At 44.5% G+C, this 12,815-nt stretch carries 13 protein-coding genes; 6 read left to right on the plus strand and 7 right to left on the minus strand.

Features of this window, described 5'->3' with window-relative positions:
• Positions 1-311 precede the first annotated feature (311 nt).
• Complete coding sequence (locus AC4MRV_RS20140; RefSeq protein WP_491189089.1) at positions 312-806, minus strand: DUF2780 domain-containing protein; 495 nt, start codon at positions 804-806, stop codon at positions 312-314.
• 114 nt (positions 807-920) lie between these two features.
• The gene (gene bamJ / locus AC4MRV_RS20145; RefSeq protein ID WP_491189090.1) at positions 921-1,541 is read right to left on the minus strand and encodes a BamJ family beta-barrel-assembly machinery protein; all 621 of its coding nucleotides are present in this window, start codon (positions 1,539-1,541) and stop codon (positions 921-923) included.
• A 235-nt stretch (positions 1,542-1,776) separates the two neighbouring features.
• Between bamJ and AC4MRV_RS20150 the strand changes: the two genes are divergently transcribed.
• Positions 1,777-2,340, plus strand: coding sequence for a LysM-like peptidoglycan-binding domain-containing protein (locus AC4MRV_RS20150; RefSeq protein WP_491189091.1), 564 nt, complete (start codon positions 1,777-1,779; stop codon positions 2,338-2,340).
• Between the two features lie 21 nt (positions 2,341-2,361).
• Here the strand turns inward: AC4MRV_RS20150 and AC4MRV_RS20155 are convergent, their stop codons facing one another.
• The 4 genes from AC4MRV_RS20155 to cpdB form a co-directional block, all read right to left on the minus strand.
• Entirely contained in the window at positions 2,362-3,228 is an 867-nt protein-coding gene (locus AC4MRV_RS20155) for a DMT family transporter (RefSeq protein ID WP_491189092.1), read from the minus strand.
• Positions 3,229-3,236: 8 nt separating this feature from the next.
• A complete protein-coding gene (locus tag AC4MRV_RS20160; RefSeq protein WP_491189093.1) occupies positions 3,237-3,689 on the minus strand; it encodes a GNAT family N-acetyltransferase in 453 nt (150 codons plus the stop codon).
• 61 nt (positions 3,690-3,750) lie between these two features.
• On the minus strand, positions 3,751-4,323 hold the full coding sequence (locus AC4MRV_RS20165; protein ID WP_491189094.1) for a Crp/Fnr family transcriptional regulator: 573 nt from the start codon (positions 4,321-4,323) through the stop codon (positions 3,751-3,753).
• 111 nt (positions 4,324-4,434) lie between these two features.
• A complete protein-coding gene (gene cpdB, locus AC4MRV_RS20170; RefSeq protein WP_491189095.1) occupies positions 4,435-6,396 on the minus strand; it encodes a 2',3'-cyclic-nucleotide 2'-phosphodiesterase in 1,962 nt (653 codons plus the stop codon).
• 260 nt (positions 6,397-6,656) lie between these two features.
• Between cpdB and cobA the strand changes: the two genes are divergently transcribed.
• The 5 genes from cobA to cysC are packed head-to-tail and all read left to right on the plus strand — an operon-like array spanning position 6,657 to position 12,312.
• Entirely contained in the window at positions 6,657-7,520 is an 864-nt protein-coding gene (cobA, locus tag AC4MRV_RS20175; RefSeq protein ID WP_491189096.1) for a uroporphyrinogen-III C-methyltransferase, read from the plus strand.
• Between the two features lie 29 nt (positions 7,521-7,549).
• The gene (cysD, locus tag AC4MRV_RS20180; RefSeq protein WP_275658759.1) at positions 7,550-8,482 is read left to right on the plus strand and encodes a sulfate adenylyltransferase subunit CysD; all 933 of its coding nucleotides are present in this window, start codon (positions 7,550-7,552) and stop codon (positions 8,480-8,482) included.
• Positions 8,483-8,504: 22 nt separating this feature from the next.
• On the plus strand, positions 8,505-9,932 hold the full coding sequence (gene cysN / locus AC4MRV_RS20185; RefSeq protein ID WP_491189097.1) for a sulfate adenylyltransferase subunit CysN: 1,428 nt from the start codon (positions 8,505-8,507) through the stop codon (positions 9,930-9,932).
• A gap of 25 nt (positions 9,933-9,957) precedes the next feature.
• Positions 9,958-11,682: an SLC13 family permease gene (locus AC4MRV_RS20190; protein WP_491189098.1), complete on the plus strand. Its 1,725-nt coding sequence runs from the start codon at positions 9,958-9,960 to the stop codon at positions 11,680-11,682.
• A gap of 12 nt (positions 11,683-11,694) precedes the next feature.
• The gene (gene cysC / locus AC4MRV_RS20195; protein WP_491189099.1) at positions 11,695-12,312 is read left to right on the plus strand and encodes an adenylyl-sulfate kinase; all 618 of its coding nucleotides are present in this window, start codon (positions 11,695-11,697) and stop codon (positions 12,310-12,312) included.
• A 51-nt stretch (positions 12,313-12,363) separates the two neighbouring features.
• Here the strand turns inward: cysC and AC4MRV_RS20200 are convergent.
• Positions 12,364-12,815: chemotaxis protein CheX (locus AC4MRV_RS20200; protein ID WP_491189100.1), on the minus strand; the 452-nt coding region annotated here is incomplete at its 5' end.

Below are 12,815 nucleotides of genomic sequence, written 5' to 3' on the forward strand. Positions count from 1 at the left end.
TGGCTTACATTGAGCTTGTAGATCGCCCAGCTGCTGAAGAAGCTGCTGAGTAATCAGGTTCGTAAGAACGAAAAAGCCGAGCATTAGCTCGGCTTTTTTGCATCTACAGATTAAGAAATAAAATCTTGTTGAGTCTCCCTTCTAAATAGGATGTAAAAGACATCGAATCGGTTGCTCAGTTTAGAATAGGGATTATCGAGATCCATTAGCAATCAGCTTGTCGACTAAGCCGCTCGATATCTGAAAGTCTCGCGCCTAAGGCTGATATGAATATGGCCGATGCAATCACACCAGCCATCCAAAATTATCACTTACTTCCAGACCGAGCTTAGGCTATCTAACAGGCCTGCGCTTGCTCCTTGACTCTGTAGAGCACTTAATAGAATTGGCGTGAACGTCGAAATAAGTGATGGGTCCATCCCTAGTGCTGAAAATGCGCTTTTTACAGTCTCATTGTTTGCGATTAAAGCAGAAAGCCCACTTGATTGTAGAGAGTCAAAACCTGGGATTAAACCGGCTAACTCAGAGGTTTCACTACTGCCTAGAGAGTTCTGGGCTAATGCTAATAGCGATCCCATACCACCAATTGCTTGCTCTGAAGAAACGTTAGCGCTGTTTTGAATTGCAGCTACTAAATCTGTATCTGCTGCTCCTTGCTTGGACCATGCTTGAACTGCGCCCATAAGCGCGGCATTAGCAATCTCACTATAACCACTGTCATTACTCGCTTGGCTATCTTTGGAAGTACTTTGACATCCTAAAAGCGCGACACTCATCAGTGCTGCGATAGCGATTTTCTTATACATAACATCTCCTTATTTATTACGATCGGCTATTCTAGTACCGAATTTGTCCCAGTATTATCTAAAAAAAACGGCGGCACAATGTGCCGCCGTTAATAGATTTGCTAAAAGTCCTAATTATAGGATGTCTAGTAGCTCAACTTCGAATACTAATGCTGCGAAAGGAGGAATCGCTGCACCTGCGCCACGTTCGCCGTAAGCTAGGTCTTGAGGAATGTATAGTTTCCACTTAGAGCCAACAGGCATTAGTTGAAGTGCTTCAACCCAGCCTTTGATTACGCCAGTTACTGGGAATTCAGCTGGTTGGCCGCGAGATACTGAGCTATCGAATACAGTACCGTCTGTTAGTTCACCGTGGTAATGAACGCGAACTTGCTTGTCAGAAGTTGGGATTTCACCAGTACCTTCAGTAAGGATTTCGTACTGTAGACCAGACTCTAGAACCGTTACTTCTGGGCGTAGAGCGTTGTCTTTTAGGAACGCTTCACCGTCAGCCGCAGCTGCTTTAGCCGCTTCTTGACGTGCTGATTCTGCACGAGTGTGTAGCTCTTGAAGTGCACCGTTGATTTCATCAATTTCGATTGCTGGCATGTCGCCAACTAGTGCAGTTGCGATACCTGCAGCGATAGCGTCAACGTTAAGACCTTCAAGACCAGAACCTGCTAGTTGCTGACCCATCTGTAGACCGATACCGTAGCTTGCTTTTTGCTCTACAGTCTCAAATTTTACTTCAGACATAGTGTCTCTCTTTGTATGGTTTGTGTTAAAGGCGTTAGGATACCAGTTATAGCGATACGATGAAATGTTCCCCTTGAGATAGTGTCTACCTGGTAAGATTGTGCGATTTAGATCGACTTTCATTAATCACATAGAAAAATTTGACCTATCGATAACCGAGAAGAGTGAAATTTCCTATACTCATGTGCGCTTGGTTTTTATACTTGGATTGAAGCCCGTTTGGAGATACGACGCGATGAATCGCAGGAAGAAAAAGAAGCAACCCTCTGTGAATTATATTGAGCTATTGAAGGAAAAGTGCTCTTCAATAGATTGGCTCGCGATGAAAGATACATTGACCACTGGCTGGTCTGGTCTACCAAAACTGCATCAACGAGCTCTAATAGTTATAGTTCCCGTTGTATTACTGCTGATTTTGATCCCTTTCCCTGAATCGAAGCCAGACGAAGCTGCAACTGCTCCGCAGCGCGTTGAAATCGATATTAATACGACAGGGTTGAGTGAACAAAAGAACGCTCGCCAACAGCAATTAGCGTCGAATGACTGGAAAGAGTATGAGGTCAAAAGCGGCGATACTCTCGCCCAAGTTTTTCGCAGCAATAACTTAGCTATGTCAGACCTTAATGCATTGGTCAAAGTTGAAGGAACTGATAAGCCGCTTAGCTATATCAAGCAGGGGCAATTAGTGCGCTTTAAACTGACAGATGAAGGGCAACTCGATATCCTGCAACTTGAGAAGAAAGATCAATCTGTGATGTTTTTCCGTCTGTCTGATGGCGGTTTTGGTCGAAGTAAGTAGTTGCTTACTTTATTGAACTGATTATTTGTCTAATTCTATTCTGTGCCGCTTGGTTAGCTTGAGGTTTTTCCAAGGGATCAGCGGCACGACTATCATTATTATCCCTACAACAGTTAACCAGTCTGGCACTTCGTTAAACCACACGATTCCAAACAGAGTGACAAACAATAATCCTGAGTTTTCTGCAACCGCAATATTCCCTGCTGGCGCTTTTTTGTAGGCTGCGACTGCGACACCGTTGTAAGCCAAGATCAAACTAGCACTAGCAAGTATCAATAGTAAACCTTTAGAGTTCAACGGCTCCCATACTGAAATGGCTAATACACTTGCGGCAGGCAATGAGAGTAGGGTTGTCCAGAATAAAGTGCTGATCACCGTTTGTTGAGTAGGAAGCTTGCGTGCGGTGACATTAAACAGTGCCAGAGTCATAGCGGTACCCAGTGCAAACACTGCCGCCCAATGAAACTCCGATGGCCGCAGCACCACAAGAACCCCGAGAAATCCCACCAAACTGGCGATAATCTTAGGTGCTGATGGCGTTTCCTTAAGTAGGAGTATGGATAATGACAGCATAAGTAGAGGGGCGGCGTAGAAGACCGCATTCGCTGTAGCTAAAGGTAAGTGAGTGATCGCTATTACCATACAGGCGCTACCGATTAAGATTAGATGCGCGCGAAGTACATTTAGACCTGGAGAATAGAGCCTTCGAGCGCTTGGCTGTTGCCTAAACCATAGTGGAAAAATCAGAGCCAATGAGAACAATTGGCGGAGTAGTACATATTGAAATGTTGGCACCTCACCATCGAGTAACTTTACCGCAACATCAGAGAGTGAAGCGGTAAAGTTGCCGAAAACCAATAATAAAATCGCAAGATGATAGGCGGACATGGCCTTCACTATTTGCTGAGCTTCATGTCAATGTGGGGAATATCATCTTCCAAATACATCTCAGACGTTCGCTCAAAGCCATGTTTCTGATAGAAGTCTGCAAGGTGTTCCTGCGCACCAATCTCAATACTCTTTCCTGGCCATAAATCTTCACAGCTAGAGATTGCCTGCTGAATTAACGCATGCCCTAAACCATTTCCTCTATGTTTCATCGAGGTTGCGACTCGACCTATACTGACCGATGGGTAGCTTATCCCAGCAGGTAATAGCCGAGCGCAAGCGACTAAATCATCATTGAGGTAACCAAGCAGGTGGTGGACGCCTGCTTGATGATCTTTATCGTCTAATTCAGGATAAGGGCAGGTTTGCTCCACTACAAAGACATCAATGCGTAATTTTAAAAGTTGATAAAGCTGAGTGGTTGTCAGCTCGTTAAAGGGTAATCGTTGCCAAGAAACCATGTTGTAATCTGTTCTGAATGGGTCAATAGCTAGACGTTATCAACACCCGCTTTATTCAGCATTAACAATTGTTAACTTGCGTTCGTTTTTTTATTCGACTTAGGCTAATTGGGGTTATCCCCAAATAGGCAGCAACTTGATAATCATTTAGCCGATTAAGCAGATGTGGAAAGTTATCGCAAAACAGCTCATAACGCTCTTCTGGTGAATAGAGCAGCATAAAGCGCTCCTTGTTTTCTTTATGCATCAATTGCGTTTCGAGTAGTTTGAGATAGATGCTATGTTTTTCTTCACGCCAGACTCTCAGTGTTTCAATAGGTAAAGTGATCAAAGTGCATGGGGTCAAAGATTCCAGTAGATAAGGGGAGCCTTGCTGCTTGATCAAACTTTCAAATCCAATGATCCAATCATTCTCCCAGTAGAACTCTTTACTGAATTCTTTCCCTTTATCTGTGAGATAAGCGGAATGACAGATCCCATCTAATAGGAAGTGGATCTCTTGAGCGATCTCGCCTTGGTGGAGCAATATATGACGGGTAGGCAGTTCGATCAATTGAGCCGATTTGAGCAGTTGTTCACAGTCGATATCGCTAAATCCGCTCAGAGTGAGTTGCTGTTTAAAGTCATCAAGCATGAGGTATCACCAGTGAGTACAAAGTGCCTTGAGTCTACCTGATATTGCGTATGTGTCAGTAATAAAAAAGCCACGATAGGCATCGTGGCTTAAGTAGGAGTTTAGATTAACTTACTTTTGTAAGTCGATTTGGTATACAGCGAAGCCAACATCATCAGTGCCAACGCGTTTCATCGGGTACTGACCTTTCTCTTCGATGAATTTTGCAGCTTTATCGCTTGGTGAAGTTTCAAAGCGGATATCTAACTTCTTATCTGAATTGATTGGTGCAAATGTCCAGTTGTTGTCTGCACTTGGTGTGAACTCGCCTTTCTCATTACTTACACGAGTGATGTAAGAAGCGATAACAGAACGGTTTTCATCTGGAGAATCGAAAGCAACAAACTCAGAGCCAGTGCCAGGGAACTTGTTGCTGTATGCACGGTAGTTGTTAGTTGCAATGATGAAGTCCTGCTTCATATCAATCGGCTTACCTTGGTAAGTCAGATTAACAATACGCTCAGCGCCATCGTTAACTAGCTTGCAGTCACCATCGTACTTAGCAGGCTTAGTCACATCGATTTGGTAGTTCAGACCGTCAATCACGTCGAAGTTATAGGTACGGAAACCATCCCAGTCAATCAGGTTTTGAGGCTCAGTGCTGTTAACGTCAATCTGCTTGAACTGACCTGCAGTACATTCCAGCCACTCTTTTACTTCTTTACCGCTCACTTTCATCGCAACAAGCGTGTTCGGGTATAGGTAAAGGTCGGCTGCGTTACGGAAAGTTAGCTGACCTGACTCTACTTCAGTGAAGTTAGCAGGATCGTTCTTACGGCCGCCTGCCTTAAATGGTGCTGCTGCAGAAAGTACTGGGATATCTGCGAGATCAGGGTCGCCTTGAATGAAACGCTCAACGTAATCTTTCTGAGCTAGGTTAACGATCTGTACCGTTGGATCATCCTGTACTAGAGCTAGGAAGCTGTACATTACGTCGCTTGCTTTACCAATTGGTTGGTTAACGAAATCACGAGTACCTTTGTGGTCAGCTTCAAGCGCTTTAACCATCTCAGCATCTGCTTCTGCTAATGATTTTTTCGCTTTCTTGTCATAGATAGGACGAGCTTCAGTTTGCCCTTTGACAACAGTCCATTTGCCGTCTTGCTCTTTTAGCTCAAGGTCAATAACACCCACATGGCTGCCCCAACGGCCCGGCATAACTGCTGCAACGCCATTGATGGTACCGTTTGTGTTGTCAACGCCAGGAATGTTGTCAAAACCTTTGCCTGGGAACACTGCGTGTGAATGGCCAAATGCAATCGCATCGATGCCTTCTACCTGAGATAGGTAGTAAGTAGAGTTTTCTGCGCCCACTTTATGAGGGTCTGAAGATACACCAGAGTGTGGGATCGCAACGATAACATTTGCACCTTCAGCTTTCATTTGAGGAACGAGCTCTTCAGCCGTCTCTTTAATATCTTTGGCAAAGACTTTGCCTTCTAGATTCTTCTTATCCCACACCATGATTTGTGGTGGAACGAAACCGATGTAGCCCACTTTGATTTGGTGTTCTTCGCCATCAACATCTTTAAATGTATGCGACTTAATAATGTATGGCTTGAAGTAATGCTCGCCAGTTTTCTTGTCGAACACGTTAGCGCTGATGTATGGGAAGTCAGCATCGTTGATAGTTTCAGCAAGGAACTCTAGACCGTAGTTGAACTCGTGGTTACCGATGTTGCCCACATCGTAGTTCAATTGGTTCATCGCTTTGTATACTGGGTGAACTTCACCAGCTTTGATGCCTTTAGCGGCCATGTAATCGCCCATTGGGCTACCTTGAATAAGGTCACCATTGTCCACTAAGACGCTGTTTTCCACTTCGGCACGAGCTTGTTTTACTAAAGTAGCGGTACGTGTCAAACCAATCTTTTGAGACGGTTTATCTTTGTAGTAGTCATAGTCCATGACATTGGTGTGAATATCCGTGGTTTCTACGATACGTAATTTGATCGTATCTGCCATAGCTGGGCCAGCCATGGTTAGCATTCCACCTAAAACAGCAATAGAAAGGGGTTTCACTGCTACTTTCATTTTCAAGCTCCGATAGCGTTAATTAGGACGTTGCTTAATGTAACAAAATGCAATGAAACAATGATTTCAACCAATAACAAACTGTGATGTAGAGCGTATACTTTATGGTGTTCTGCTGACAATCTCTCAAATTTGATTAAATAACCATCATCTCAAATGGTGCCCTTATCAGTAATTGATATAAAAAATGAAATTTTAGAATTTCAGGTAATATGTATTGGCAGCCATAATGCCATCATCAACAAGGAAAGGGTGACATTATGGCGAGCAAGGATACGGTTTCTCAGTTTCCTCTGAGCAATCAACATACTCAGCGTACTCAACAAGCAAATCTCAACACTATTGGCCAAAGTGTTCTTGCTCACGGGGAAGTTGCACTCGTCGGCTCTGGCCCTGGTGATGTTGAGTTACTCACTCTCAAAGCGATTCGATTTCTTCAGCAAGCCGATGTGGTTTTGTATGACTACCTTGTATCTGATGAGATTATGGCACTTGTTCCAAGCGATACTATTTTGGTTTGCGTTGGCAAGCGCGCTGGCCATCATAGTGTTCCGCAAGAAAAAACTAATCAGCTGCTCGTCGATTTTGCTAAGCAAGGCTATCGCGTAGTTCGCATTAAAGGTGGCGATCCCTTTATTTTTGGGCGTGGTGGCGAAGAGCTAGAAGTTCTTGCTGATGCAGGCATCTCTTTCCAAGTTATTCCAGGAATTACTGCTGCAGCTGGTGCAACGGCTTACGCGGGTATTCCATTGACGCATCGTGATTATGCGCAATCTGCTATGTTTATTACAGGGCATTTGAAAGCAGAAAGTGACCAAATGGATTGGTCGACTCTCGCTCGTGGCAATCAAACTTTGGTGATTTATATGGGCTTAATGAAGTCTGACTATATTGAGCGCCAATTGATTGAACATGGTCGTAACCCTGAAACTCCAATCGCCATTATTGAGCGTGGAACTCAGGCAACTCAAAGAATATTCAAAGGGCAGCTATCTCAACTGGCTGAACTTGCTAAAGGCGCGCAATCGCCGTCTCTCATCGTCATTGGTGAAGTGGTGTCACTGTCAGACAAGCTGGCTTGGTTCACTCCACAGCCTAACAGTCAGCAACGCCAATTCGCATAACTCATTATTTGATTAGTCAGAAGCTCGTATTGAGCCGCAAAGGAAGCACTAACATGGACCAAGAACGTTTAACCCACCTCAAGCAACTCGAAGCGGAGAGTATTCATATCATCCGTGAAGTCGCTGCTGAGTTTGATAACCCTGTGATGATGTACTCGATCGGTAAAGACTCATCGGTAATGCTGCATCTTGCACGTAAAGCATTTTACCCTGGCAAGATCCCATTTCCTTTATTGCATGTAGACACGGACTGGAAATTTAAAGAGATGATTAAGTTCCGTGATCGCACAGCAGAGAAGTATGGTTTTGAGCTTTTGGTGCATAAGAACCCGGAAGGTCTGGCGATGGGATGCAGCCCATTTACCCATGGTTCTTCAAAGCATACCGACATCATGAAGACTCAGGGTCTGAAACAGGCGCTAAACAAGTATGGCTTTGATGCTGCTTTTGGTGGAGCACGTCGTGACGAAGAGAAATCACGAGCTAAAGAGCGTGTTTATTCGTTCCGCGATAAGAACCATACCTGGGATCCGAAGAATCAGCGCCCTGAGCTATGGCGCACATACAATGGCCAGATCAACAAAGGCGAAAGCATCCGTGTTTTCCCATTGTCGAACTGGACTGAGCTAGATATCTGGCAATACATCTACCTGGAGAACATCGAAATTGTTCCTCTCTACCTTGCTGACAAGCGTCCGGTAGTTGAGCGTGATGGCATGCTGATCATGGTTGATGATGATCGAATGAAGCTAGAACCAGGCGAAAAGATCGAAGAGAAGAGTGTTCGCTTCCGTACACTAGGCTGTTACCCGCTGACTGGTGCAATTGAATCTGAAGCCAATACCTTAACAGGCATCATCGAAGAGATGCTGGTAGCGACATCAAGTGAGCGACAAGGCCGCGCAATCGACCACGATCAGTCTGGATCGATGGAACTGAAAAAACGCCAAGGCTACTTCTAATTAAGGATCTAAGGAAAGAAACATGAATAGCGCAGTAGAAGCTCAATTAGAAGAGCTAGGTATCGAAGGTTACCTGACACAGCATCAATATAAATCACTACTCAGATTCCTGACGTGTGGATCGGTAGATGACGGCAAAAGTACTTTAATCGGTCGCTTACTCCATGACTCAAAGCAGATTTATGAAGATCAGCTAGCGGCAGTGCACAATGATAGCCAACGTGTTGGTACAACGGGTGAGCGCCCAGACTTGGCTTTGTTAGTGGATGGTCTGCAAGCGGAGCGAGAGCAGGGGATCACAATTGACGTTGCGTACCGTTACTTCTCGACGCAGAAGCGTAAGTTCATCATCGCTGATACACCAGGACACGAGCAGTACACACGTAACATGGCAACCGGTGCTTCTACGTGTGATCTTGCGGTGATCTTGATTGATGCTCGTAAAGGGGTGTTGGATCAAACGCGTCGTCACTCGTTTATCTCAAACTTGCTTGGTTTGAAGCACTTTATTGTTGCGGTGAACAAAATGGATCTTGTGGATTATTCTCAAGAACGTTTTGAGGAAATTCGTGATGAATATCTTGAGTTTTCTAAGAATCTACAGGGTGAGACAGACATTCAGATCATTCCGCTATCAGCTCTAGAAGGCGATAACGTTGTAGAAGCAAGCCCGAAAATGGCTTGGTTTGAAGGGCCAACTCTGCTTGATCTCCTAGAGACTGTCGACGTTGATAAAGATAAGGCAGCTGGTGATTTTCGTTTCCCTGTTCAGTACGTCAACCGTCCTAACCTCGATTTTAGAGGCTTCGCTGGCACGATTGCCTCTGGTAGCGTAAAAGTCGGCGATAGCATCAAGGCGCTTCCATCCGGTAAAACCTCTAAAGTTGCAAGTATTGTAACGTTTGATGGTGACCTAGAGCAGGCTCAAGCAGGTCTTGCAGTGACTCTAACACTGGAAGATGAAATCGATATTAGCCGCGGTGATTTGATTGTGCTGGAAAACGCACAGGTTGAATCAAGCAACCATTTGTTAGCCGACATTGTGTGGATGACAGAGCAGCCGCTTCAGCCTGGTCGCGAATACGATATTAAGATTGCTGGCAAGAAAACCGTTGGTCGTGTGGAAGGCATTCGCCACCAGTACGATATAAACAACCTATCAACGCATAGTGCCGCAGAGCTTCCGCTTAACGGCATTGGTTTGTGTGAGCTCACGTTGACCGAATCAGTCGCATTAGATGCATATCAAGCATGTGCTGATACCGGTGGCTTTATCGTGATTGACCGTTTAACTAACGTAACGGTTGGTGCTGGTCTTGTTCGTGAGAGCTTGACTCAAGTAGAAGCAAAAGCGGGTGATATTTCAGCATTTGAAGTGGAACTGAATGCGCTTATTCGTAAACACTTCCCGCACTGGGAAGCGAAAGACATCAGCCAACTACTCAAGTAGTTTTGTAAGCTGATAAGGAAGTGTTATGTGGCAACAGGGATTGGTATTGGCATTGTTACTGGGCATTGTTACGTGCTTGCTAACAACGCGAATTAAACCGAGCTTCATATTTGCTGGCGCAGCATTTGTTGCGTTCCTTGCAGGAATGATTGAAGTCGGTGAAGTTGCCACTAATTTTACCAACTCTTCCTTGCTAACTTTAGTGCTGCTGATCTTAGCATCAGCAGCACTAGAAAAGACTCGTCTAATTAGTTGGGTGAGCCGATCACTCTCAACTGGATGCTTAGGAACAGTTGTAGCGAAACTTGGTATTTCGACGGCTTTCCTCTCTTCTTTTACTAATAATACTGCGGTAGTTGTGTCTCTGATTGGAGCAATCAAACGCAACCAGCAGCACGCTCCTTCCAAGTTATTGATCCCACTTTCGTATGCGGCGATCTTGGGAGGAACATTAACGTTGATCGGCACTTCGACAAACTTGATCATTAATAGCTTTGTGGAAGATGCGGGGCTGCCAAGTTTAGGCTTTTTTACTCCGACAATGATCGGTTTGTCTGTGTTGGCTGGTGGGCTTTTGATCTTAGTTCCACTGAGTTACCTTCTGCCAAACTACGACGATCATAACCAAGATGAATTACCTTATTTTCTAGAAGCTCGTGTTGAGCCTGGCTCACCGTTGGTCGGGCGGAGTATCAGCGAAAACAACTTGCGAGCATTAAGAAAGCTGTTTTTAGCGGAAGTGATTCGTGATGGGCAGACCATGCCATCGGTTGATCCTGATTTTGTTTTACAAGCGCGAGATCGTCTGCTGTTTTGTGGTGATATTGAAAGTGTAGCCACATTACAAGAAATCCAAGGTTTGACATTATTTGGTCAGCATCACTTGAACGGCCAAAATTTGGTGGAAGTTGTCGTCAGCTCATCAGCGACTTTCTGTAACAAGACTCTCAAATCTAGTCATTTTCGTGATCGGTTTGATGCGGTTGTTGTGGCGATACGTAGAGGTCACGAAAGACTGCAAGGTGGTTTAGGTAGCATTACGTTAAATGCCGGAGACACATTGGTTCTCGTTCCAGGTAAGCGTTTTGAAGAAGAGCGCCAAGCACATCGTAAAGAGTTCGTCTTGATGAATGATTTGGACTCCAGCGCTCGACTTGATACGAATAAATCAGCCATGGTGTTGGTGGGCTTTGCCTCTGTTATCGCACTCGCACTGTTGGATATTGTACCGCTTATCAAAGGGCTATCTGTATTTTTGTCCATCGCTCTATTTACTGGCGTAGTACAACTTGGAGAGTTGCGTCGTCGATTTCCTGTCGATATTGTCGTGATCGTGGGTTCTGCTTTATCGATAGCGCAGTTGATGCTGTCATCTGGCTTATCAATGGCACTAGGACAAATGTTTATTGAGGCGTTTAACGGCTGGGGTGTTTTTGGTGCGTTAGTGGCGACTTATTTGCTAACTCTCATTTTGACTGAGTTAGTGACCAATAATGCAGCAGCAGCGTTAGCATTTCCTATTGGCTACAGTATGGCGATTGGTTATGGCGTGGATCCAATGCCTTTTATTATGGCGGTACTTTTTGGTGCTAGTGCGAGTTTTATTTCCCCCTATGGCTATCAAACTAACTTATTGGTTTACACCGTAGGTAACTACAAATTGACTGATTACATTCGAGTGGGAATACCATTATCAATCGTATATTCGGTGCTGGTGTTGGCACTTATTCCCCAGTTTTTCCCGTATTAAAAGGATCATGTTATGACAACGGATACGCCAGCTAAGGATGAGAACATCGTTTGGCATCAACATTCGGTTGATAAGCAATTTCGTGCTCAATTGAAAAAGCAAAAACCAGCCGTTTTATGGTTTACAGGGTTATCTGGTGCGGGTAAATCAACCGTGGCTGGAGCTTTAGAGAATAAGCTCGCTGAGCAGGGTTACCATACTTATTTGCTCGATGGAGACAATGTACGTCATGGTCTATGTAATGACTTAGGGTTTTCGGAGCAAGATCGCCGTGAAAACATACGTCGTATTGGTGAATTATCTAAGCTGATGGCTGATGCTGGCTTAATTGTACTTTCCGCGTTTATCTCACCTCATCGTGCTGAACGTCAGCTCGTGCGGGATTTACTACCAGAGGGTGAGTTTATCGAAGTGTTCGTTAACGCTTCACTTGAAGTGTGTGAGCAGCGAGACCCTAAAGGGCTTTATAAAAAAGCGCGTGCGGGAGAGATCCCTAATTTCACTGGCATTGATTCTGAGTATGAAGCGCCACTTCAGCCAGAGATTGATTTACCCGCTGGAGACAAGCCGATTGATGTCTTGGTTGAAGAATGCCTAAAGTCATTAAAACAGCGTGAGATTATCGCTTAGAAACTAAAAAAGCTTCCATTAGGAAGCTTTTTATCAATGCGAGAAATCTGATTATTCGAAACAGATTTCGATGAAGGCATTACCCCACTGAGATGAGAATGGCATGATAATGATTGAACCTTCACATTTATGACGAATTGTGTGACCTTTACCTGAAACTACTACTGGTGTAGCCATATCAAAATCAAAGCCACTTTCTGCCAAAATTCGTTTTGCACCACCAGTGACCATATTGGTAATTTCACCAACCATGTCGGTGACTTCATCATTAAGACCGTTCGGGCGCTCACCAAGCATATTTTGCATGATTTCTAATGCAAGGCTCTCATCGAAGGTAATAGACATAGAACCGCGGCTTTGCGGACCAACCATCCCTATTAAACCTGATACATCCCCACGTGCAATCTCATCTTTCTTCACACGAGGTTTTTGTGGCTTCAGCTCCAGTGAAGCCATCGTTTTTAGTACATTCATTAATGAAGCTAAAAACGGGTTTACAAATT

This window comes from Vibrio sp., from assembly GCF_984391705.1.